Source organism: Bacillus sp. FSL W8-1202 (assembly GCF_038006165.1).
Taxonomy (GTDB): domain Bacteria; phylum Bacillota; class Bacilli; order Bacillales; family Bacillaceae; genus Bacillus; species Bacillus subtilis.
In genome coordinates this window covers 1571245-1593481 of record NZ_JBBOUR010000001.1, presented here as the reverse complement: position 1 = coordinate 1593481, position 22237 = coordinate 1571245, and the positions used below count along the sequence as shown (strand labels likewise).

Sequence of the window (22237 nt, the reverse complement as noted above, 5' to 3'; positions counted from 1 at the left end):
TTTTTGAGACAGGGATCAAAACACCTTTTAAACAGCCAATTGCCGATAATTTATCGGTGATTGGTTGTTTAGTTTCGTTTGAATACGAATATTGTTATAATAATGAATGTATTCTATGACAGTGCGTTCTACGATGGCGGTCGTGGTTCGATCAATGCTGTTAAGATAGAACGTTTCAGACTTTAGTGAGGAATGAAACGATTCGATGGAGGCATTATCAGCGGGTGTCCCTTTGCGGGACATGCTCATGGTAATGCCTTTTGTTTTAACAGCTTTCTGATACTCGTAAGATGTATACACAGATCCTTGGTCACTATGTAACACGCAGTTCTCAGGCAGTGTTGGCAGTTGATCAAGTGTGTGTAAGACAAAGTCTGTGTCCTGCTTATCTCCAATCGTAAAAGCAATCACTTCTCCATTATATACATCCAATATACTGGAAAGGTACAATTGTTTCTGTCCATAAGGCAAATACGTGATGTCTGTTACTAGTTTTTCAAGAGGATGATCAGACTGAAAGTTCCTATCTAATATATTGTCGACCACGGCATATGGCTGCCCATTCTTCTTGCGCTTTTTCACCTTAACCCGGCACTGCCACTGATTTTTCTGCATAATACGCTGAACCGTTTTATGGTTAATACACATTCTCTTTTTTAATATAGCTGTGATTTTTCGATATCCATATCGATACTGGTGCTCTCGGCACAACGTGCCGATTTGTTTTTCTAAATGGCGCTTGGGATGATCTTTCTTCAGATTCTTCTTCCAACGATAATAAGACGAGCGAGAGATACCTAAATGAATACAGATATCCTGCACGGTCATTGTGCTGTGCAATTCTTCTACAAGTTCGACTGACGTTTGGCTATCAACTTCCTTTCCAATTCGTTGTACTTTTTTAACACTTCATTCTGTTGTCTCAGATATCGATTCTCTGCCTGCAGTTTCTCTAATTCGGAAGAATACTCCGGACCTTTTCCATAAGTGTATTGCTTACCAACAGGCTGTTCAAATCGATGTGTATCACCAGCCTTATACCATCTGACCCATGTCTTAATCTGCGTATTATTTTTGATATTCAACTCCTGCATGATCTCTTTCATAGGTACGCCTGCCAATCTCATTTCTACAGCCTTCTGTTTCACTTCAACCGGATAACTCACTCTTGTCCCCATAGAAAAAACACCTCCAAGTCTAATTTCGGATAACAATCATCCGTATTCAAACTTGAAGGTGTTTTTATTTGTCTCATCTTATGGGGTCAGTCCCATAGGCACAGGTTTTTTTATTATTTATCCAAACCGAGTTTTTTCAGCTGTTCTGCCAGCGCGTTGTTAATCGGCTCATCTTTATTTTGTTTTTTCATATAAGAGGATACGTCCCGTTTGGTAGCACGCGCTTTGTCTTTGTTTTTTCGTTTTTCAAATACAGAGAGCTTTTCACGGTGACCGCACACACACGCAAAGGTTTGGCCCTCGCCTTGGCCGCGAAGCTCCATTCTTTTATGGCAATTTGGGCAGCGTGCGTTTGTTTTTCGGGCAATCGTTTTTCTGCTTCCGCATTCACGATCTTGGCACACGAGCATCGTCCCGCGTTTGCCGTTTACTTTCAGCATCATTTTGCCGCATTCCGGACATGCCGTTCCCGTAATGTTGTCATGTCGGAAGGTTTGGCTGCTGTTTTTGATTTCTTTTACCGTTTGGTGAGCGTAAGCCTTCATATCTTTAATAAAAACAGCCGATTTCAATTTGCCGGCCGCGATCGTAGACAGCTTTTGCTCCCATTCTGCTGTTAAGGCCGGTGATTTCAGATCCTCCGGAACAAGCTGCAGGAGCTGTTTTCCTTTAGATGTGATAAAAATATCTTGGCCTTTTTTCTCGATTAAAAAGCTGTTGAACAGTTTTTCAATAATGTCGGCACGCGTTGCCACCGTGCCGAGGCCGCCTGTTTCTCCAAGCGTTTTGACGAGGCCTTTTTCTTCTCCCTGCATAAACGCGCTTGGGTTTTCCATCGCTGACAGCAAGGTTCCTTCATTAAAGCGGGCAGGCGGCTTCGTTTGGCCGCTTGTTTCCGTTAACGTGCGGACGGCAAGTGTGTCGCCTTTTTGAAGCGCAGGAAGTGTCTGATCTCTGTCATCCTCCTGCTCATCATCCTCATCCGCCATATCATAAACGGCTTTCCACCCTTGCGACTGCACGGTTTTGCCTTTCGCCGTAAAGGTTTCTCCGCCGATTTCTGCGATGACCTTTGTTTCCTCATATTCGAATGCAGGCATTAATACAGCCAGGAAACGTTTCGCAATCAGGTCATACAGCTTTCGTTCTTTATCACTCAGACTGCTGAGAACGAGCGGCTCTTCGGTCGGGATAATCGCGTGGTGGTCTGACACCTTCGCGTCATTGACATATCCTTTATGAGATTTAATGCCGCGTTTTTTAATTTGGCTGACATATTGGGCATACGGTTTTACTTCCATGCCTTCCAGACGGTCTTTTAACGTCGGGACGATGTCACTGGATAAAAATCTAGAGTCCGTCCGCGGATATGTGACGAGCTTATGCTGCTCATATAGCTTCTGCAGGACAGAAAGCGTTTCTTTGGCAGAAAAACCGAAGCGCTTGTGGGCGTCACGCTGCAGCTCCGTTAAATCATAAAGCGCAGGCGCAAAGCTTTTTTTCGCTGTTTTTTTCAGCTCAGCTACGACCGCTTGCTTTCCTTGGAGATTTTTTAGCAGACGGCTTGTTACATCTTGATTGAACGTTCTCGTCTGCTTTGATTTCTTATCCTGCCACGTCAGCGTCATGCCGTCGACTGCAGCACGGATGCCGTAATACGGAACGGGCGTAAACGCCTGAATGTCTGCCTCGCGCTTTGCAATCATGGCAAGCGTCGGAGTCTGCACACGCCCGCATGAGAGCTGGGCATTGAATTTTGTGGTAAGTGCACGGGTGGCGTTGATCCCCACAATCCAATCCGCTTCCGCTCTGGCGACGGCAGAATGGTACAGGTTTTCATATTCTTTGCCGCTGCGCAGCTTTTGAAAACCTTCCTTGATCGCTTTATCCGTCACAGATGAAATCCACAGCCGCTTGATTGGTTTTCGGACATTCGCTTTCTCAATGATCCAGCGCGCAACAAGCTCACCTTCCCGGCCTGCGTCAGTCGCGATGACAATCTGATTGACGTCTTTACGGGTAAGCTGGGATTTGACTGCATTGAACTGCTTTCCGGTTTTTTTTATCACCACAAGCTTCAAGGGTTCTGGAATAATCGGCAGATCCTCTAGGCGCCATGATTGAAATTCTTTTCCGTAGCCTTCCGGATCAGCAAGCGTCACCAAATGGCCTAAAGCCCAGGTCACAATATATTGATCGCCTTCGAGATAACCGTTTCCTTTTTTATGGCACTTCAGCACCCGGGCTAAATCCCGGCCGACTGAAGGTTTTTCAGCTAATACAACTGTTTTTGACATGCTTGATCACTTCTCTTTCTTTCGCGCTCATCCTGTTATTATAACAGACTTCACGCGGCACTCTCTAACCGCGCCCGTTTTTCGTGTCAATTTCTGAGAAAATGACGTGAGTGACGGTTTGCGCGTAGGGCGATGTTTTGTTAATGAAATCTTCTACCGCTTCGAGGCTTTCGGCATTGATTTTCAGCATATAGCAGGCTGCACCTGCAATCCGGTAGCAAAATTCAATATTCGGCAATGTTTGAATATAGCTTTTGAACCGCTCGTAATCCGCGTTTTTAACGGTTGCTTCCACAATACAGGAAACGGGAAGCCCAAGTTTTTTCTGGTCGACCTCCAGCGTGTATTGCTTGATGATGCCAAACGATTCAAGCTGTCTTACCCGTTCTGTCACAGATGGAGGCGACAGCTTAATTTTTCTGCCTAATTCCCTCATCGACAAACGGCTGTCCTTCTTAAGCTCCTCAATGATATTCAGATCAATCTGGTCAAGTTTCATTTCAACATCCTTCTTTTTTGATTTTGTACACATTATCTCGGGTATTTTTGTAAATGACAAGTACAGTTCCCTAGAAAAGGCATGTAAAAATGAATGTTTTCCGAACATTTTTTGAAAGCTGTCATATGCCCCTCCGGATTGTTTATAGTATAAAATGAAAACGTGTCCACAAGGAGGGCGATTTATGCTGCACACGCCGATCGGAAGACTTCGCACGATGGGTTTTATTGAAGGAATGTCACTCTTAATCCTGTTGTTCATCGCTATGCCGCTTAAATATTGGGCAGGCCTTCCGCTTGCGGTGACAATTGTCGGTTCGGTTCACGGCGGGTTGTTCATTTTGTATTTGCTTGTCTTGGCTTATGCAACCTTCTCTGTCAAATGGCCGCTGAAATGGTCAGCTGCCGGCTTCGTCGCTGCTTTCGTCCCATTCGGAAATTTTTTGTACGACCGCGGATTAAGGAAATATAAATAAGGGAACGCAAAAAAGGCTGGATCTTTATGATCCAGCCTTTCTTATTAAAACCACTTTGTCAGCCACGCGATATAGTAGGCCCCCGGAATAAACATGAGCTGGGCGAGGAGTGTGCCCGCCACCCTTGATGTGACCATTGTGATAGAGGTCCATTTTAAATAGAGATAGCTTCGTTTTCCTTTTGCCACATCATCAGCTAGAACGGATACTTTAGGATCAACAAAAATGGCCAGCAGCATCGTCGCAATTCCGTTGATCAAACCCGAAGCCATGACGGCTGTCGTGCTGCGCTCCGGCGCCAGAAGGCCTGCGTATAAAGCCGAAAGCACGCCAATCGTATAAATCGATGTGATCAGCATGTTGATGACAAACAAACGCTTCGGAATCAAGCGCATATGAAATCCTTTTACATATGAAATGGACGGCAGACGCAAATAGGAAAGGGCATTTTTGAATCCTTGTTTCGAGAATCCCTTTCGGAATACTTGAAAAACGGAGCCGCCGCCGCCCGCCAAGTGAATAATCGCCCTTGAAAAAAGAGCGACAAAAGACGGGAGCAGGATAATGCCCAAAATGGTGCCGACTGTCGATCCGAAAATTAAAAAGCGGAACTGCTCCCCTACAATCGCCAGTGCGTTTTTTCCAGCAGCATCAATTAAATGCCCAGTAAAGGGCTGCTGCACCATGTTCGACATTCTGGATACGATGACCATGACATTAAACAGAGAAAGCGCGGACGCAATAAATCCAACGCGGGCCCCGGAAAGCCTTGTAGCATAGGCTAAGGTTTCTATCGAGTGAATCAGCAATAAAAAACAAAAAATAAAAAGTACTTGTGTTGTAATGACATGCACGTTATTCTTCCTCCAATTTCATCCTAGAGATAAGACTGGAAAGAAGACAAGGAGGTTTCAGTACGATGTGTTTTTTGCAATAAAAAAACCGTCCGGCGTACGCCGGGCGGTTTGTCTTATTCTTTTCTATACGCAAATAAAGATTATATCATCCGCCAAGTCAGGCGGGTTAGATTCATAAAGCATTGTTCCGAAGAATCATTCTGGAAAGTAAACACCATGGAAATTTCTTGAACACAAGACAACGAAAGCCCTACCTCTCAATCGTCACTGCGGCTCCGAAGCCGCGCCGGTGTGAATTGTAAAACAAAAAAGTCTTTTTTCCATCTCATCGTTAGGGGCGATTTGTTATGAAGGAAAAGAATAAGGGCAGCTGGTTATGCTGCTTGGGAAGCGGTAAGCTTCTCTCTCAAAACAGAAAAAAGAAGTTTACTTTCTTTTTTATTTGCTTATTTTTCTTACTAGCTATTCATAATAACATATCGCCCCTGAAAACACAAATTTTTTATAGTTTGAGTGAGACCGGTGTTTTCTCCCCGGCATTCATTAATCTGATATCCTCCGGTTCAATTTCAAGAATCACCAGATTCGGATCATCCTTGCCGTCAAACCAGCGCTCTAATTTGGAACTCCATATTTTGTCCTTGAGTTCTGCCGAATTGTTGATTTTGGCTTTTCCGGCAACTTCGACATATGCGTCGCCAAAACCTTCACAATCATAGCCTAATAAAATGTGGACATTGGGGTTGTTCTCAATTTCTTCTGCTTTATGAGTTTCCTTGCTTGTCGGTGTGTAAATCGTCAGCCCGTCATGGAAAAAAGTCATGTAGCGGGAATGCGGTTTGCCCTTTTGAACTGTTGCGAGCGAACCTACTTTATGGTGATCTAGAACATCAAGCACTTTTTGTTTAATGTCTTGCTGATTCATCTCGAATCACTCCTTTTTAACGTCTCCGCTGTTACTTTTCCACATCCGGGGAAGATTTAAACAAGAAAGTGTGCTCTTTATTTTTCGCCTTCCCATTCACGCTTTAACAGACTGTAGTAGACGAGGTCGTGATGTATGCCGTTTACGTATAAGCCGTCCCGTGCCCTGCCTTCCTCTAGAAACCCGAGCCGCTCCGGAACCGCTCTGCTTTTTTCGTTTCCGACAGCCGCACAGATCGCCACACGATTCAGCTCAAGCTCTTCAAAAGCATACGTAATGAGTTTTCGGCAGGCAGCTGTAATAATGCCTTTCCCTTCAAATTCTTTGGCAATCCAATATCCGATTTCCGCCTTACGATTCACTTGATCAAGGTTATGCAGGCTGATCATGCCGCATAGGCTGCCGTCATAAAGGAGCCCCGCCTCAATGCCGTTCAGGTCGGCATACTGGCGCCGCCAATCTGGAATGATTGTTTCTCGGTACGTTTCAGCGCTGCTTGGGTTTTCCGCGAAAAACAGCCACTTGCCAAGCCGCTGCTGATTTTGGATAATGAGTTCGGCCAGCCGCTCAGCATCCTTCGGCTCCAATAAACGGATGGTGATGTGCTCATTTACCTTGCAGGTGAACATTGCCTCGCCCTCTTTCCTTTTTTACCCATTATAGCGATGATTCCGTTTTTTTCAATACAAAAAAGGATGGGGCTGCTAAGCCTCATCCTTATATTCTTGGATCGGTAAAGATATCATGTTTATCCGTGCTCGTCGATGACATTTCCGTCACGACGGCACCTTCTTCCCCGGCCTGGAACCAATGCTTTGTATTCGGGGGGATTGTATATTGCCCGCCCGGTTCTAGCTCAATTTCGTGCCAGACCGTATAATGTTCTCTGTCTTCCTGAGGAGGGAGAACTTTTGGAAGCGGCGTTTTTTCTCCTTCTACGTAAAGATACACTTTTCCGTAGCGGCAGCGGAAGGTCTCCTGCTTGCCTTCCTGGCCGTCGACCGGCGGATGGCGGTGTTCCGGGCAAGTCTGTCCCGGAAACAGCACCAATTCCTTTGAACAATAACGGTCTGTATTGACGTAGACGAAGAGCTGGAGCCCGACTTTTCTTTCTTTCCCTAAGCCGTAATCCATCAGCTGGATTTGGTCTACTTCCTCGTCCGTTAATACAATCCCTGCTTTTTGATAGTAGCTGTTCACTTCTTCTTTCGTGATGCCCATATGTCTCACTCCCTCTTATGTCGTCACAAAGTTTCCGCCGTTGACATGCAGGGTCTGACCTGTCATGTAAGAGGACTCATCTGATGCCAGAAGCACATAACAGCCGACGTGCTCAACAGGCTGTCCAGGACGGCCCATCGGCGTATCTTGCCCAAATTGAGCAACTGTTTCTTCAGGGAACGTAGCTGGGATTAGTGGCGTCCAAATTGGACCCGGCGCGACTGCATTTACACGGATGCCGTCTTTGACAAGCGCCTGCGCCATTGTTCTTGTAAAGGCATTGATCGCCCCTTTTGTCGCTGTATAATCAATCAGTGTCGGGTTCCCTACGTACGGGTTGATGGATGTCGTATTGATGATGGCGCTGCCCGGTTTCAGGTAATCAATTGCTTTTTTAGTCAAATAAAATTGAGAATAAAAATTTGTTTTTAATGTGCGGTGAAGCTGTTCGCTCGTAATCTCTTTGATGCTTTCCTTCGGGTGCTGTTCACCTGCATTGTTGACAAGGATGTCAAGGCCGCCTAGTTCCTTGACCGTTTTTTCAACCGCTTCATTGCAGAATTCCTCTTCACCTACGTCACCAGCAATCAGCAGGCATTTTACGCCTTCTTGTTCAACACGTTTCTTCGTCTCCTCAGCGTCTTCATGCTCATCCTTATACACAATGGCGATGTCTGCGCCTTCCTTTGCGTAAGCGACGGAAACCGCGCGTCCGATCCCGCTGTCGCCGCCTGTAATAAGAGCTACTTTTCCTTTTAATTTGTCTGCTCCTTTATAATCCTCGTACTCATACACCGGACTTGGATTCATTTCGCTTTCAATTCCCGGCTGGCGACTTTGAGTTTGTGCCGGCAGTTCTTTTGGATAATTTGCCATGATGATTCTCCTCCTTTGTTTTCATGTCTATTTGTTGTGTACCTCACACACTCTTTGGATAAACATGGCTTGGCACCTTCGCATTGCTTTATCAGAAAAATGTTTCACATGGAACGCTGAGAGGAAATTAACTCAAAAAGGGGGTTGATTGCTGAATGATTAACATGCTTTCTAGAAGATTCAGCAGGCCAAAGGGCGTCATCGGCATGATTGCCGGGTACATCATGGCTGCTGAAAATCAAACACTGAATCAGTGGACAATCAATCAGCTGGGTATCACGCGCGGGGACAGCATTTTAGAAGTCGGGTTTGGCCCGGGATACTGCATAGAGAAGGTGCTGAAACGCGAGAAGGATGTTCAGCTTCATGGGATTGATGTGTCAGAGGCCATGCTGAAGATGGCCGCCCGCAGAGTGAAATCCAAGGGTGTGCGCCTGATACAAGGAAGCATCGAGACATTTCCTCTCCCCGCCTCGTTTTATGATAAAGTGATTTCCGTTAACAACTACACCATTTGGAATGACCAAACAAAAGGCATGAAACAGATTTATCGGGCATTAAAGCCAGGCGGCAAAGCAGCCATTACGATGCAGCCGCGGGAAGCGGATGCCAGTCCTGAGAAAACCAAATCATTTGGAAGACAGATGATTGCTGACTTTAAAGCAGCCGGCTTCGAAGACATTGATATAAAATTTAAGAACATTAAGCCTGAGCTTTCCGTCTGTGCAACTGCAAAGAAGCCCGCCACATAAAGTGGACGGGCTTCTTCTTTTATGAATGTACAGCCTGATTGCGCAGGACGTCTTTTTTCACCTTGCCAAGGTTGTTTTTCGGCAGTTCGTTAACAAATTCAACTTCAGGTATTTTGTAAGCGGACAGGCGTTCTTTACAAAATGCAATGACATCCTCTGCCGTGATGCGCTGGCCGCCATTTTTCACGATAAAAGCTTTCGGTTTTTCACCGTAAAGCGGGTCTGGAATACCGACCACAGCCGTTTCAAGGATTCCCGGGATCTGCTGGATAACTTCTTCAACCTGATCAGGATAGACGTTATCGCCTCCGTAAATAATGACATCCTTGTAGCGTCCCGTGATGAAAATAAAGCCATCTTCATCCACATAGCCTGAATCTCCGGTTCTAAACCATCCGTTTTGAAGCACTTTCGCTGTTGCTTCAGGGTTGTCTTCATAGCCTTTAAATAAGAATGGCGTGTGAACAACGATTTCGCCGATTTCTCCTTGAGGAAGTTCTTCTCCGGTCAGAGGATCTTCCACTTTGACTTTAACACCTGCCACAGGTTTTCCTGCAGATGCCGCTTTATCCATTCCCATATCAGGCGTCCATGTGCTGATGCCCCAAGCCTCAGTGCTTCCATAGCCATGCGCGAGCGGAATGCCAATATCAAGATAGCGGCGGATTAGGCTGCTCGGCACTTTTGTTCCGCCTGTCATTAAAATAACAAGTGAAGATAAGTCAGTTTGGTGCGTTTCCCACGCCTCAAGCAAATACGTGTAAAACACAGGAAGAGCCATCACGGTCTGAATTTTCTCTTCTTCAATGACCTTCAGCATGTGAACAGGATCTTGATCCTTTGTAAACACAAAGGTTGTTTCTGCAAACGTTCCAAGCATGATGCAAATGAGCGCACTCGTATGATAAATCGGATGGCACGCGAGAAAACGAAGGCCCTTCATACGTGCTATTGAGCTGTTGGATTTTTTAACGTATCTGTATATGCCGCCATGTGTAATCATGCATCTTTTCGGGTTTCCCGTTGTTCCAGATGTAAACATCAGAAGTGCTGTATCATCAGGGGAAACCATTTCCGTCTCTGGCAAATGATCAGGACCTGCAAACAGCGCTTCAAATTCAGCAGATGTTTCGTAAGCTGTTCCTGTTTCCATTGTTACACACAGTGAGGACAATTCAGGAAGAACTTCATCCAGTATCTCTTTAAACTCCGCTCCGTAAAACATCGCTTTTGGTTCACTTGCTTTTAAAATGCCTGTCATTTCATATGGTTTCAGCTGCCAGCTGACAGGTACGACAACAGCACCTATTTCAAGCGCGGCGAACATAACAGTTGATGCGGGATGGCCGTTTTTGCAAAGCAATGCAACACGGTCACCCTTTTGAATTCCTTTTTGAAGCATGGCATTCGCCAGCTGATTAATCCGTTTACGGTAACCTTTATATGTCAGTGTATGGTCTCCGCTTTTTACAGCCTCTATTTCTTCGCTATTCGGCATGTCATGCAGAATCAGATGCTGTAATGTTTCCATATCGTCATCTCCTATATTCTCTTGAATCTTCAATAATTTGTTAGATTTTCTTCCTTACCTCACCCATTTTAACCCAAAAAAGATAACTTGTAAAACTATTTCATTTTGGAATTATTCCAATACTGAATGATAAAATAGTCCCACATTTTCTTATTTTGTTCCCCATCCACAGAAAAACACACGCCAAATTTTTGACGTGTGCCATGCAGGTTTACAGTATGTTTTTTTCTTTCATCCATGTGAAAAATATGCGGTTTAACCGCTGATACAATTCTTGTTCTCCTTCTTCCTGAAACCCCGCCATGCTTTCTCCGCTCTCGATAATTGCCGAGCTGATCGCGCTTAAAATCTCCGAGCCTTCAGCAGATAATGAGCCAGGCGCCATCATGACGAGAATGCGTGTCATCCTGAGGGTATTTCCGTCCATGCCATCCACTTCATAGGAGGTGCTGAGATCAAACATTTTGAAAAAAGGCAGGACGATTTCATCATTTTTGAGATGATAAAGCGCCATGTTTGTTCCGGGGATTCCCAATCCCCCTTGTTTCTCCCGCTCAGCCAGGCAAACCGCGGCTTTTTCCGGATCACGGATCAGGCCATCCTTCTTCAGCTGTTGAAAAAGCTCTAGCAGAAGCATGCTATGGTCCGGGTTTGTTTTGAGTTGAGCTAGCGTAAAATGGCGCAGAACATTTTGGATAACCTCCATATACCGCCCTATGCTTTCCGCCGCCTCCAGCATGTCAGGTACATCAGCTTGCTGCGCCTCTTCCTTCGGGCTTCTTTTTTTGTTAAGAATAAGGGGAATCTTCCGCTTGATATACTGCTTGACCTGGTTTGCGTCTTCCTCATTTAATAGCGGGCTGACCATGATGTAATCAATGTTTTCATAAGGAATCGGTACAGTGGACACAATCATATCATAGGCTTGAACATCCTTCCCCTTTAGCTCGATCAGAGATGACATATCAAACGATTCAATTTCCGGCAGCTCTTTTTTCAGTCTGGAGGCAAGCATTTTCGAGGAGCCGATCCCGCTTGAGCAGACGACAAGCGCTTTCACTTTTGCTTCTTCTTTTTTGATTTCAAGAGCCGAGCCAAAGTGAAGAACGATAAAAGCGATTTCATCATCAGAAAAGGACATGCCCGGAAAATACTTTTCGACACCTTCTTCGATCGCCATATAAAGCAGAAAATAATCGCGCTTGATCTGTTCCTTCATCGGATTGTATATCTCAATATTTTCTTTTATGCGGCTGACGGCCGGCTCCAAATGGGCAATCAAGCCTTCATATAAAGAGTAGTTTTTCGTCAGATCCATTCTGATTTTGTCTGAAATAAAAGCAATGAGCCGCTTTGTTTGCAGGGCTGTTTCCAGCTCAATTTCCTGCGCTTTGTATTCTGTTTTGTATTTTCGATTGGCGCTTCGAAGGTGGATTGTAATATAGCCGACCTCTGCCTCTGGGATCGTCACGCCGAAGGCACGTTCAAGCTCGCCCGCGATTTTAAGAGCCGAACTGTATTCTTTCGCGTTCTTCAGTTCCTCAAGCTCATTTTGCTCCATGGTGATGGTTTCCCCAAGCTTAATTCGTTCGATCGCATACGTCAGATGGACGACGAGCGCTATATAGGAGCTGTCGGACAATGAAAAAGCGATTTTTTCTTTGAGCTGAAATAAGATGCGCTCCATTTTTAACAGCTCACCTTTGCTGACAACCCCGAACATTTTCTCTGAAGAATCGGTTTTTCCTTTGATGTTTAATTCAACCGCTTCCAAAAACATTTGGATGTCGAGACGGTTCACAATCAAGTTGCCGACAATTTTCCGTTTCGCATTCTCCGGCCCTATGAGCTGGATGCCAAAACCTCTTTTGCGGATCAGTGTCAGTCCAAAGGGAGAAATCCACTTCTCGAGCTCATCTAAGTCATAGCTGACCGTGGCATTCGTCACCTGGAGATCATGAGCAAGCGTGTACAGTTTGACGGGCTCCTGAGACTCTAATAACGAACAAAGAATGAGCAGTTTCCGTTCGTCGGCGCTGTATTCATGCTGTTCATATGATAAATCAGTAAGCAGCTTTTGTTTACCCTCGGGACTTCCCACTGCTTTCAACCCTTTACCGGGCTGTTTATCTAACGTAAGCCCCACGGTTTCCATCAGCGGTTTAATTGATTTGAGTTCCCTGTGAATGGTTCTCGTGCTGACTTGCATCAGCTCAGCAAGCTCAGTTACGGTTATATATCTGTTTTGTAATAATAAGTGCTTTAACAGCTTTTGTTCTCTGGCAGTCATATACATAAAAAAGACCTCCTAGCCAATCTTGATGTGCGGATGAAGTCGCAAGGAGATGCAGTAGAGGATATAGAGAGGTTTCCTTTTAATATAAAACGCTTTCAAGAAAGAATCAATCACTTATAAATGGTAATTTGGCACTATGCGGTGTGACAATATTGAAAAAGCATCAGCTGGTAAGCTGATGCTTTTTATGGAATATCGTAACCCTGTACGGCTGTAAAAATGCGGAACCATTGATCCTGGTCAAGCTTGTATGACAACGCATTTATCGCGGCGGAAATCCGCTCGCGCTTTCCGCTTCCGACAATCGGCATAATGCCGGCCGGATGCGTGAACAGCCATGCGTACATGACCTCGTCCAATGAAGCAGCGCCGATTTCCCCTTGGACGGATTCAAGCGCCGTGCGGACACGCTGGTCTTTTTCCGTGTCACCAGTGAATACTTTGCCGCCTGCCAGAGGCGACCAAGCCATCGGCGGAATCCGTTTTTCCTGACAGAGGTTCAAAGTGCCGTCGAGCACATTTTCTAATTCATAAGCGGAAAGCTCAATCTGGTTGGTCACGAGCTTCTCGGGCAAATACGATTCAAGCATCCGATACTGGTGATCTTTAAAATTTGAAACGCCAAAGTACCTGACCTTGCCAGAGCATTTCAAGGCCTGAAACGCCTCTGCTACCCCCTCCGGATCCATGAGCGGGTCCGGTCTGTGAATCAACAGCACATCGATATAATCCGTCCTAAGGTTCATAAGCGATTGCTCAACGGATGCCAAAATATGCGATTTGCTTGTGTTATAATGATGCGATCTGTGAGCGGGCCGTTCAGGCGATTCAAGAACGATACCGCATTTTGTGACCAGCTCTATGTTTTCTCTTAATCCAGGCGAAAGGGCAAGGGCGTTTCCAAACAGCTTTTCGCACGTATAGCCTCCATAAATATCCGCATGATCAAAGGTCGTGATGCCGTGATCGATACACCATTCAATGAGGCTTAGAAGTTCAGCATCTGAATAGTTCCATTCATTCAGCCGCCAAAGCCCGTGTATGACTCTTGAAAATTGAAGATCCTCCGCCAATTGAATACGCTGCATGCAAAATCCCTCTTTTCTTTGTATAAACCGGGTTTTGCCCCTTACTAGTTCATTCGGCCTCAGATCCCCTTTTTCCTTTCGCTCCTTTTAAAAAGACATTTTAATTCGATTGAAATTGCTTTTTCGCTTTCTCAACGACATAGTGGCTGCCGCCGCGGTCCTGCACATTTTGGATCATCATGGCGACAAGCAGGTCTTTGTTTTTGTAATCGTAGCCGACAAACCAGCCATTTTCCGTGCCGTCTTTATCATCTTTTGATGTTTTCAGCTCGGCTGTTCCTGTTTTTCCAGCCACTGTGATTCCTTTCACGACAGGCTGATACGCTGATCCGCGCTCATCTTCCACAACGCCTTTCAGACCTTTTGTAATGTCTGCCGCTCCTTCCTTCGTGACCACTTGCTTGTGCCAAACATCAGCTGTTTGTGAATCTTTTTTGATCAGCGTCGGTTTGACAAGATCTCCATTGTCAACAAATGGCGTGTAAGCAGTTGCCAAGTGAAGCGGAGACATTTGCATTTGCCCTTGTCCATAGCCTGTATCCGCAAGCAAAATGTCTGAATCAAGCTTGTCATTTGCAATAGACGATTTCTGGATCGGGAATTCATACGGAACGTCCTCTGAAAAACCGAATGTTTTTAAGCCTTTTGTGAAGGTATCCGCTCCCATATCAAGCGCATTCTGGGCAAAATAAATATTGTCTGACGTAATAAGGGCGTTTTCCAAATCGACTTGTTGAAGTCTCTCAGACACACGTGTCACTGAATAGCCGCCCCAGCTCGAATCTTTTTGCCACTCCTTGCCTTTAATTGTTTTCTTCTCATCGGCTTTAAGGGTGCCGTTTTTGATTCCAATAGCAGCCGCAATCGGTTTAATGGTAGAACCTGGCGCGTATGTCTTATTGAATTTCGCTGAAAACGGATTGTTTTTATCTTTGTTTAGCTTTTTCCATTCCTTATCGCTCCAGCCGAAAATAAATCCGTTTGGATCGTAGGAAGGCGCACTGACAAGGGCGAGTGTTTCGCCTGTCTTCGGCTGCAGCGCGACTGCCGCCCCGCTGTCATCCTTCAGTTCATCATACAGCTTCGTTTGCGTTTTGATATCAATTGTGAGGTGAAGATCCTCGCCGTCCTTTGCTTTCTTTTCAGCGATGACTTCCCCGGTTTGCGGCACGTAGATTTTCCAGCCAGTTGTGCCTCTTAGCTTGTCTTCATACACATTTTCAAGTCCGGCGATACCGATGTTAGACGTATCGCTGTACGTTCCTTCTTTCTTTTTCTTCAGTTCTTCCGCTGTAATGGCGCGGACATAGCCTGTCAAATGGGCTGTTTTTTCGCCATACGGATAGTAGCGGGAGCTGACATTCGTTCTTGTTACGCCTTGTAATGACGTCGCTTCAGAAACTAATTTCTCCTGGTCAGGCTTGACCTTTTTGAGCGGCACAAACGAATCGTCTTTTACCCAGCCTTGATCCAGCTTTTTCTTGATGTCGTCTTCAGTCAAATCAAGTTTTTTGGCGAGTTCTTTTATAACTTTCTCTTTTTTATCGCCAAGCTCTCCGGGAACAATTCCAATTTCCGGAACATCTGTATTGACAGCTAAACCTTTTCCATTTTTATCGTAAATTTGGCCTCGTTTCGGTTCAATGCTCATAATTTGCACGGTTTTGTCGTCAGCCAGCTGCTTGAAAATAAACGATGGGTCCCAATCTATATTCCATGACTCCTCGTCATCTGTTTTTTCTAATTTCAGCACAGCAGTATTCTTGAAGCTGACTTTGCCGGCATTTGTGTTCATGCTGACTTTATACGGGATATGTTTCATTGTCTTGTTGTCTTGATCGTCCTTATCTACTTCTCCCGCAGTGACTTTCAAATTTTTTACGCCGGCCTGCTCATAGATGGCTTTATACCTGTTGACGAAATCTTTTTTGGAGATTTCTTTTTTGACATCTTTAGTCAGGCTTTGATACATGTCATCGAATTGCTGATCGTTCCACTGTTTCACGAATGCTTCCATGCGATCCTCTGGTGAATCTGTTTTGGAGCATCCGATTAACCCAATCAATCCGACGCATAGAAATACTAGTAGAATACACTTTTTTAACATGACTTTCCCCTGCCTTCCACTTGTTATTTTCTCTTAATTGAATTGGTGCGTGCAAGATTTTTTTGAAAATGAAGGAAAAGTTCACCGATTTTACAGAAATCTCCTATCGTTTGCTGTAGACTATTTGAAAAGACAGAAAGAAGGGATCGCATGGTCAGGGAGGCAGCAATGCTTCACATTAAAGAAGGCCTTGAACAAGAGTTTGAGGATGCATTCCGGCAAGCGGCGCCGATTATTTCCGGCATGAAGGGCTATATCACTCACTCGTTATCAAAATGCATGGAGGAAACGCATAAATATCTGCTTCTTGTGGAGTGGGAAACACTTGAGGACCATACGGAAGGCTTTCGCGGTTCTTCAGAGTATCAAGAGTGGAAAGCCTTGCTTCATCGGTTCTATACCCCGTTCCCGACGGTCAAGCATTTTCAGGATGTGTAATAGATTTATATAATATGAAGTGTAAAACCGATAAGGGAGACAGACCATACAAAAACGGCGGTATAAATATTAAAAGCGCCTGAGCCGTCATTTTCTTTTTTGCGTTCTTCAAGCCCCTGCATAAACATGACCGCACCAAGAAAGACGAGCATGACTGATTGGATAACAGAGGTGTGTTCCGTATAGTTAAAAGCAATAAGCGCCAGTATAATAATGATAACCGCAAAAGACATTTTAAAAATCCGAAACAAAAGGACCATCCTTCCTTATATACGAAATATTGAACGTTATGGCTATATTTGCCTACGCCCTCCATTATTCTAGCGCACTTTGTTTGTCTGTAGAACAGAAGACAGAGAATTTTAAGTTTCTTTTAATATTTCGATCACACATAAAAAACGCGCCTGTCATGAGGCGCGTTTTTTATGAAACTGATAATTCTTTATAGCCTAGCTTGTGAACGGCTTCAGCCATCGCTTGATAGCCTTTGCTGTTCGGATGGACACCGTCAAAGGACAGATATTCCCGCTCCTTGCCTTTGAAGATGCTATAGGCATCCGCGATTTTGACATGGGGTGCTGATGCAAGTGTTTCTAAATGTGAATTAAACGAAGTGATCCATTTGCCGGCGATATCAATTTCGGGAAACGGATTGTATAAGTTGAACACACGAATGGCGTACGGGGAAGGATTTTCTCCTTTAATCTCGGCGACTTTGGCAATCATCTTTTCAAAATTCTCATGGCAATGGGCGGATACACGGCTGAAAATCGTTTCATCCTTAGAGGTTTGGTAGGCTAAGACCGAATCGATGAGATCGTTTCCGCACCCTGTGATCGTTATCATATCAGCATCTCGAATACATTTTTGCACATAGGGATATGACAGGAGTCCCAAAATCTCTTCTGTATTCAGACCTGATCTGGCAAATATGTTTATTGCCGTTCTTGTTTTCAAGTCAGCTTCCATCATGTCCCCAAAACGCTGGACGAAGCCGGGTGAAAACAGCCCGGAGCCTCTCCCTGTCGTCAAGGAATCGCCCAGAGCTGTATATCGAAGCACCATGTTCTTTCCTCCACTCTTGAACGTCGATACGTTAATGTACGCAGCAGAGAAAAGATTGGCTACTTATGTATATCCTATTTTTCTTGAAATCTGTAAAGCGGCGTCCTTCACCTTTTCTGTTAAATAGGACAGCCTGTCTTCTGTAAATCTCGCTTCAAAACCTGCAATGCTAATGCCGGCTGCCACTTGGCGCTTATGGTTAAAGATCGGGGCGCCGATCGCCGCCGTATAGTTTTCGAGCTCTGAATAGCTGACAGTATAGCCATTTTGCACAGAGGCATCAATCTCCTGAAGCAGTTTTTCGGGATCGGTAATCGTTCCGGAGCCAATCGAAATGAGCTCGGTTTGTTTGATGTATGCTTCGATTTCTTCACGGGGAAGAAAGGACAGAATGCTTCTGGCGCACGCTCCCGCGTATAGGGGGGAACGCCTGCCGATCGCCGTATACAGCCGCACAGTCTGTGTCCCTTCTATTTTCTCAACGTATATCGCTTCATTGCCGTCCCTCATGATCAACTGCACGGCCTCATCCACTTCCCGGCACAGCTCTTCCATCACCGGTTTCGCTATTTTTCTGATATCCAGCCTGTCAGCGACAAGCTGTCCGAATTCCAAAAACACCAATCCCAGCGAATAAGCGCCGGACGCATCCCGACTGAGGAACCCCATTTCCTCCAAGGAGCTGACCATCCGGTGAACAGAGGTCTTCGGCATTCCCGTCAGCGACACCAGTTCACTTAAGGTTAGGCTTGGTTTATGCAAAAACAAATTAAGCAGCGCCATAGATTTGACTACGGTTTTATTTTTATTCTGCATCATTCATCCCCTTTGCTATGTCAGCCATTCCATCTTCATTCTCGTTTTCAGTTCTTTTATATGCTGTTCCCGTTCTACCGCAAGCGCTTCTGCCTCCTGGAGGGACACAGGCTCAAACTGAACGTGCTCGCCCGGCATGATTTGGGAAACAATCGGAAGATCAGCGGATATGATGTGCGCGATCCTCGGATAGCCGCCAGTCGTCTGCCGGTCTGCAAGCAGGATAATCGGGTTGCCGTCAGGCGGCACCTGAACTGTTCCGAATGAAACCGCTTCCGACACCATCTCAAGCGGGGCCTTCAGTTCGAGCGGTTCTCCTTTGAGCCTGTAGCCCATACGGTCGGACTGCGGCGTGACACGAAATGCTTCTTCATAAAAACGTGTTTTTGATTCTTCTGTGAAAAAGGCAAATTGCTTTCCTTCCAGCACCCGAATGACGGGATTCTTCTTCAATGGCAGAAATCTGCCGCGGCTGACTGACCACTTCGGTGCTGCAAATCCCTGTTTTCCAAGCTGCGAACTTAAGCGAGAAAGGATGGTTTGCGAAAGAGCTGACATCTCTCCAATGTTCAGTTCATCTTCTTTTTGAAGCGCTCTGCCATGAAGTCCGCCAATGCTTCCTCTGACGTATGTGCTTTTACTTTCCATGACGGCAGGCACCTCAATGCCGCCAGCTGCCGCCAAATAAGCACGGCTGCCGAGTTTGCAGGGGCCAAAGCTGACCGTGCTGTTTTCCTTGATGAGCACAGGCTTCCATAAAGGCGCTTCCTCGTCATTAATACGCAGCGTGAAGTCCGCCCCTGTCACAGCAATCAGTGTCTGTTTTGAAAAATGAAACGACGGACCGGGCCCCATCATCGTTATTTCGAGACCTGCTTCATTTTCGCCGTTTCCTATCAACAGATTGGCAATGCGCAGTGAAACCGTGTCCATAGCACCGCTGGCCAGAACGCCGTATTTTTGGTAACCCGTTCTGCCTATATCCTGAACCGTTGTGAGCAGTCCGGGCTTTAATACTTTCATGCTCAATTGGACTCCTCCTTATAGGCGTGATAGTCTTTTTCTGAGATGCGAACGAATTTCACAGTATCTCCCGCCCGCAGCAACGTCGGCGGGTTTTCCTGCGGCCGGAAAAGAGCCAGCGGCGTTTTGCCGATCAGCAGCCAGCCGCCCGGCGTTGAAATCGGATAAACGCCTGTCTGCAATCCCGCAATACCGACCGAACCTGCGGGAATCGACGGTCTTGGTGATGATTTTCTCGGAGCTGCAATGCGTTTTGACATCCCGCCTAGAAAAGGAAAACCGGGCGCGAAGCCAAGCATATATACCACATATTCACCGTTTGTATGAATGTCGATTACTTCCTCCGGTGACAGCTGATTGACCTTCGCCACCTCTTCTAAATCAGGACCGAATTCACCGCCATAGCAGACGGGAATTTCTACAATGCGGCGGTTGACCTCATAGTCTTCGGCTATTTCTGCCAGCCGTTCTTCGACATCGCGCTTGACCTTCTCAAAAGGTGAGCTTATGCCTTGAGGCAAATGCTTGTACACTTCATACATATCATAAAATACGGTTAGACTTGTAAAAGCCGGGATACATTCAATGAATCCCGGAAATGGCTGTTCTTCTATATAAGCGGCCGCGGCATGGACAATGCCGTTGACCTGTTCATTGATTTCTTCTCCGAATCGGATCATCATTGCAGAATCACCGAGCTGTTCGATTTGATATCGTACAGTCATCTTTCTCACCTCTTTTAATTCTCGTTCATCAGGATGACGAGAGGCTACAGCACCGCAAGCGACTCGTCTCGAATATCTGTGATGAGCATATGCCCCGGCGCATGTGTGATGACCATTTCAGGCTTTACATTCATAGCCACGGCTTGCGGGGTCACCCCGCATGCCCAAAAAACAGGAACCTCGCCGTCACGAATGGAAACGGCATCTCCGAAATCCGGTTTCCCGAGATCGCGAATCCCGATTGCTCCCGGATTGCCAATATGGATCGGCCCTCCGTGCACAGCCGGAAAACGCGAGGTCACTTGTGCGGCACGTACAGCCAGCCGTTCAGGAACCGGCCTCATGCTGACAACCATCTGTCCGTGAAACGCCCCCGCCGGAACACAATCGATATTCGTTTTATACATTGAGACGTTTGTCCCCTCATCAATATGCCGGACAGCTATCCCATTATTGATCAGTGCCTGTTCAAAGGAGAAACTGCATCCGATCAGAAAGCCGACAAAATCGTCCTCCCAGTATGGCGTAATATCAGATACTTCTTCCGTTAAGATACCCTGCCTGTAAATACGGTATTTCGGAAAGTCCGTTCTGATATCAGCATCAGGCGCAGCCAGAGACGGCACAGGCGAACCTGCTTCAGTCACATCCAGCACGGGGCAGGGCTTTTGATTTCGCTGGCAAAACAGCAGAAAATCAAACGCAAGGTCCTTTTTCAAAACCACAAGATTCGCTTGGGCGTAGCCGCCGGACATGCCTGCGGTCGGCCCGTTTATTTTCCCCTCTCGTATCAGGGCGCGTACATCCTTTGGCGCCATTTTGTTTAATTGCTCCACTTATATCAGCTCCACAATTGAGGAAGTTGTGTACATAACGTGTAGATTCCCATAACTGCCATTACAATCACTACAAGCGCGCCTGTGCTTGTCAGCCAAAGCGGATGCTTATAATCACCGACAATGTTTTTCTTGTAGGCGGCAACAAGCAGCGTTCCGAGCGCAATCGGCAGTATTAAGCCGTTCAGTGAACCGACAAGGACGAGGATCTTCGCAGGCTGGCCGATTGTGACAAAAGCTAACGTAGAAACCACAATAAATCCGATAATAATACCGCGTGAATTCTTTTCAATTTTTGGAGAAAAGGTCTTGAAAAATGAAACAGATGTATAGGCTGCTCCAATAACAGACGTAATCGCCGCAGACCACATGATCAATCCGAAAATTTTATAACCGACATTTCCAGCAGCCAGCTTGAAGACAGAAGCCGCCGGGTTGCTTTCATCGATGTGCAGGCCTTTCGATACAACGCCTAGAACCGCAAGAAAAAGAGCGATACGCATAACAGATGTAATTAAAATGCCGACAACCGAGCTTTTTGTCACCTGCGGAATGGATTCCTTCCCTTTAATTCCGGCATCAAGCAAACGGTGTCCTCCGGCAAATGTGATATAGCCGCCGACGGTTCCGCCCACTAGGGTGACAATGGCAAATATGCTGATGTGTTCCGGGACGAATGTATTTGCGACTGCCTGTCCGACCGGAGGAGCTGTCGTCGCCGCAACGTAGACCGTTAAAATAATCATCACGAACCCCGCGATTTGCGTAAAACGGTCCATCGCTTTTCCTGCTTCCTTGATGACAAAAATCAAAATGGCGATAACGGCACTGATTAAAGCGCCTGTTTCAGGGGTAATGCCGAACAGCACCTGAAGTCCCAGCCCGGCCCCTCCGATATTCCCAATATTAAAAGCTAGTCCGCCAAGCACGACGAGAATGGCGATGAAATACCCCAGTCCGGGAAGCACCATATTCGCAATTTCCTGACCTCGTTTTCCAGAAACTGCGATGATGCGCCACACATTGGTTTGGGCGAAAATATCTAAAATAATAGAGATTAAGATGACAAAACCGAAGCTTGCTGCGAGTGTGTTTGTGAATGTTGCGGTTTGGGTGAGGAAACCCGGTCCGATTGCTGATGTCGCCATTAAAAAGGCGGCGCCCATCAGCAATGACCAGCTGCCCGCTTTTTTTCCTGCTGTCTTTTTCTGCTGCTCCATCTATTGTTCCTC

22 protein-coding genes are annotated in these 22237 nt (G+C 46.0%); 3 read left to right on the top strand and 19 right to left on the bottom strand.

From position 1 onward, the window contains the following. Positions 1–27: 27 nt before the first annotated feature. The 3 genes from NSQ09_RS08265 to lrpC form a co-directional block, all read right to left on the bottom strand. Positions 28–1178 (bottom strand): IS3 family transposase gene (locus NSQ09_RS08265; protein ID WP_087614160.1). Its coding sequence is split into 2 segments (ribosomal slippage): positions 28–905 and positions 905–1178, totalling 1152 coding nucleotides; the frame shifts between segments, so codons are not numbered across the junction. A 113-nt stretch (positions 1179–1291) separates the two neighbouring features. Then, positions 1292–3475: a DNA topoisomerase III gene (locus tag NSQ09_RS08260; protein ID WP_341030911.1), complete on the bottom strand. Its 2184-nt coding sequence runs from the start codon at positions 3473–3475 to the stop codon at positions 1292–1294. Between the two features lie 64 nt (positions 3476–3539). After that, positions 3540–3974 (bottom strand): transcriptional regulator LrpC, encoded by a 435-nt coding sequence (gene lrpC, locus NSQ09_RS08255; protein ID WP_003246585.1) that lies wholly within the window; start codon positions 3972–3974, stop codon positions 3540–3542. 184 nt (positions 3975–4158) lie between these two features. Between lrpC and NSQ09_RS08250 the strand changes: the two genes are divergently transcribed. Beyond that, the gene (locus NSQ09_RS08250) at positions 4159–4449 is read left to right on the top strand and encodes a DUF3817 domain-containing protein (protein WP_015252794.1); all 291 of its coding nucleotides are present in this window, start codon (positions 4159–4161) and stop codon (positions 4447–4449) included. A gap of 44 nt (positions 4450–4493) precedes the next feature. Here the strand turns inward: NSQ09_RS08250 and amj are convergent, their stop codons facing one another. The 5 genes from amj to NSQ09_RS08225 all read right to left on the bottom strand — a co-directional run bounded on the left by amj (position 4494) and on the right by NSQ09_RS08225 (position 8328). After that, entirely contained in the window at positions 4494–5303 is an 810-nt protein-coding gene (gene amj / locus NSQ09_RS08245) for a lipid II flippase Amj (RefSeq protein WP_032722918.1), read from the bottom strand. Positions 5304–5808: 505 nt separating this feature from the next. After that, positions 5809–6231, bottom strand: a complete 423-nt coding sequence (locus tag NSQ09_RS08240; RefSeq protein WP_015252796.1) for a pyridoxamine 5'-phosphate oxidase family protein — start codon at positions 6229–6231, stop codon at positions 5809–5811. Between the two features lie 77 nt (positions 6232–6308). After that, positions 6309–6860 (bottom strand): GNAT family N-acetyltransferase, encoded by a 552-nt coding sequence (locus tag NSQ09_RS08235; RefSeq protein ID WP_213383160.1) that lies wholly within the window; start codon positions 6858–6860, stop codon positions 6309–6311. A gap of 88 nt (positions 6861–6948) precedes the next feature. After that, positions 6949–7452 (bottom strand): D-lyxose ketol-isomerase, encoded by a 504-nt coding sequence (gene lyxE, locus NSQ09_RS08230; RefSeq protein ID WP_003234400.1) that lies wholly within the window; start codon positions 7450–7452, stop codon positions 6949–6951. A gap of 15 nt (positions 7453–7467) precedes the next feature. Continuing rightward, a complete protein-coding gene (locus NSQ09_RS08225; protein ID WP_129137457.1) occupies positions 7468–8328 on the bottom strand; it encodes an SDR family oxidoreductase in 861 nt (286 codons plus the stop codon). A gap of 155 nt (positions 8329–8483) precedes the next feature. Between NSQ09_RS08225 and NSQ09_RS08220 the strand changes: the two genes are divergently transcribed. Further along, a complete protein-coding gene (locus NSQ09_RS08220; RefSeq protein WP_341030902.1) occupies positions 8484–9080 on the top strand; it encodes a class I SAM-dependent methyltransferase in 597 nt (198 codons plus the stop codon). Between the two features lie 19 nt (positions 9081–9099). Here the strand turns inward: NSQ09_RS08220 and NSQ09_RS08215 are convergent, their stop codons facing one another. The 4 genes from NSQ09_RS08215 to pbpC form a co-directional block, all read right to left on the bottom strand. After that, a complete protein-coding gene (locus NSQ09_RS08215) occupies positions 9100–10611 on the bottom strand; it encodes a class I adenylate-forming enzyme family protein (protein WP_043858111.1) in 1512 nt (503 codons plus the stop codon). 211 nt (positions 10612–10822) lie between these two features. Then, complete coding sequence (mtlR, locus tag NSQ09_RS08210; protein WP_306372707.1) at positions 10823–12907, bottom strand: mannitol operon transcriptional activator MtlR; 2085 nt, start codon at positions 12905–12907, stop codon at positions 10823–10825. A 185-nt stretch (positions 12908–13092) separates the two neighbouring features. Further along, entirely contained in the window at positions 13093–13995 is a 903-nt protein-coding gene (locus NSQ09_RS08205) for an aldo/keto reductase (protein ID WP_017697334.1), read from the bottom strand. A 100-nt stretch (positions 13996–14095) separates the two neighbouring features. Continuing rightward, a complete protein-coding gene (gene pbpC, locus NSQ09_RS08200) occupies positions 14096–16102 on the bottom strand; it encodes a penicillin-binding protein 3 (protein ID WP_014478860.1) in 2007 nt (668 codons plus the stop codon). A 150-nt stretch (positions 16103–16252) separates the two neighbouring features. Here pbpC and NSQ09_RS08195 point away from each other — a divergent pair, with 150 nt between their 5' ends. Next, on the top strand, positions 16253–16540 hold the full coding sequence (locus tag NSQ09_RS08195) for an antibiotic biosynthesis monooxygenase family protein (RefSeq protein ID WP_144459185.1): 288 nt from the start codon (positions 16253–16255) through the stop codon (positions 16538–16540). Between the two features lie 5 nt (positions 16541–16545). On the opposite strand, the gene NSQ09_RS08190 is transcribed toward NSQ09_RS08195, so the two are convergent. The 7 genes from NSQ09_RS08190 to NSQ09_RS08160 all read right to left on the bottom strand — a co-directional run bounded on the left by NSQ09_RS08190 (position 16546) and on the right by NSQ09_RS08160 (position 22225). Further along, positions 16546–16791: a YczI family protein gene (locus NSQ09_RS08190; protein WP_003240256.1), complete on the bottom strand. Its 246-nt coding sequence runs from the start codon at positions 16789–16791 to the stop codon at positions 16546–16548. A gap of 172 nt (positions 16792–16963) precedes the next feature. Beyond that, a complete protein-coding gene (gene lipC / locus NSQ09_RS08185; protein ID WP_152425355.1) occupies positions 16964–17605 on the bottom strand; it encodes a spore germination lipase LipC in 642 nt (213 codons plus the stop codon). 63 nt (positions 17606–17668) lie between these two features. Beyond that, the gene (locus tag NSQ09_RS08180) at positions 17669–18421 is read right to left on the bottom strand and encodes an IclR family transcriptional regulator (RefSeq protein ID WP_017697332.1); all 753 of its coding nucleotides are present in this window, start codon (positions 18419–18421) and stop codon (positions 17669–17671) included. A gap of 15 nt (positions 18422–18436) precedes the next feature. Further along, positions 18437–19444: a 5-oxoprolinase subunit PxpC gene (gene pxpC / locus NSQ09_RS08175; RefSeq protein WP_003234419.1), complete on the bottom strand. Its 1008-nt coding sequence runs from the start codon at positions 19442–19444 to the stop codon at positions 18437–18439. A 2-nt stretch (positions 19445–19446) separates the two neighbouring features. Next, a complete protein-coding gene (pxpB, locus tag NSQ09_RS08170) occupies positions 19447–20169 on the bottom strand; it encodes a 5-oxoprolinase subunit PxpB (RefSeq protein ID WP_341030888.1) in 723 nt (240 codons plus the stop codon). Positions 20170–20213: 44 nt separating this feature from the next. Then, entirely contained in the window at positions 20214–20987 is a 774-nt protein-coding gene (locus NSQ09_RS08165; RefSeq protein ID WP_237984022.1) for a putative hydro-lyase, read from the bottom strand. 23 nt (positions 20988–21010) lie between these two features. Continuing rightward, positions 21011–22225 carry an NRAMP family divalent metal transporter gene (locus tag NSQ09_RS08160; RefSeq protein ID WP_003234422.1) on the bottom strand — a complete coding sequence of 405 codons (1215 nt, stop codon included), beginning with the start codon at positions 22223–22225 and terminating at the stop codon, positions 21011–21013. Between the last annotated feature and the right edge of the window lie 12 nt (positions 22226–22237).

Bases quoted from the DNA above. Each gene is read 5' to 3' on its own strand.
- pbpC (WP_014478860.1), bottom strand. From the start codon at position 16,102: ATGTTAAAAAAGTGTATTCTACTAGTATTTCTATGCGTCGGATTGATT.
- lrpC (WP_003246585.1), bottom strand. From the start codon at position 3,974: ATGAAACTTGACCAGATTGATCTGAATATCATTGAGGAGCTTAAGAAG.
- NSQ09_RS08195 (WP_144459185.1), top strand. From the start codon at position 16,253: ATGGTCAGGGAGGCAGCAATGCTTCACATTAAAGAAGGCCTTGAACAA.
- NSQ09_RS08260 (WP_341030911.1), bottom strand. From the start codon at position 3,475: ATGTCAAAAACAGTTGTATTAGCTGAAAAACCTTCAGTCGGCCGGGAT.
- mtlR (WP_306372707.1), bottom strand. From the start codon at position 12,907: ATGTATATGACTGCCAGAGAACAAAAGCTGTTAAAGCACTTATTATTA.
- NSQ09_RS08235 (WP_213383160.1), bottom strand. From the start codon at position 6,860: ATGTTCACCTGCAAGGTAAATGAGCACATCACCATCCGTTTATTGGAG.
- lipC (WP_152425355.1), bottom strand. From the start codon at position 17,605: ATGGTGCTTCGATATACAGCTCTGGGCGATTCCTTGACGACAGGGAGA.
- NSQ09_RS08180 (WP_017697332.1), bottom strand. From the start codon at position 18,421: ATGCAGAATAAAAATAAAACCGTAGTCAAATCTATGGCGCTGCTTAAT.
- NSQ09_RS08225 (WP_129137457.1), bottom strand. From the start codon at position 8,328: ATGGCAAATTATCCAAAAGAACTGCCGGCACAAACTCAAAGTCGCCAG.
- pxpC (WP_003234419.1), bottom strand. From the start codon at position 19,444: ATGAAAGTATTAAAGCCCGGACTGCTCACAACGGTTCAGGATATAGGC.
- NSQ09_RS08215 (WP_043858111.1), bottom strand. From the start codon at position 10,611: ATGGAAACATTACAGCATCTGATTCTGCATGACATGCCGAATAGCGAA.
- NSQ09_RS08220 (WP_341030902.1), top strand. From the start codon at position 8,484: ATGATTAACATGCTTTCTAGAAGATTCAGCAGGCCAAAGGGCGTCATC.
- pxpB (WP_341030888.1), bottom strand. From the start codon at position 20,169: ATGACTGTACGATATCAAATCGAACAGCTCGGTGATTCTGCAATGATG.
- lyxE (WP_003234400.1), bottom strand. From the start codon at position 7,452: ATGGGCATCACGAAAGAAGAAGTGAACAGCTACTATCAAAAAGCAGGG.
- NSQ09_RS08160 (WP_003234422.1), bottom strand. From the start codon at position 22,225: ATGGAGCAGCAGAAAAAGACAGCAGGAAAAAAAGCGGGCAGCTGGTCA.
- NSQ09_RS08205 (WP_017697334.1), bottom strand. From the start codon at position 13,995: ATGCAGCGTATTCAATTGGCGGAGGATCTTCAATTTTCAAGAGTCATA.
- NSQ09_RS08240 (WP_015252796.1), bottom strand. From the start codon at position 6,231: ATGAATCAGCAAGACATTAAACAAAAAGTGCTTGATGTTCTAGATCAC.
- NSQ09_RS08250 (WP_015252794.1), top strand. From the start codon at position 4,159: ATGCTGCACACGCCGATCGGAAGACTTCGCACGATGGGTTTTATTGAA.
- NSQ09_RS08165 (WP_237984022.1), bottom strand. From the start codon at position 20,987: ATGGCGCCAAAGGATGTACGCGCCCTGATACGAGAGGGGAAAATAAAC.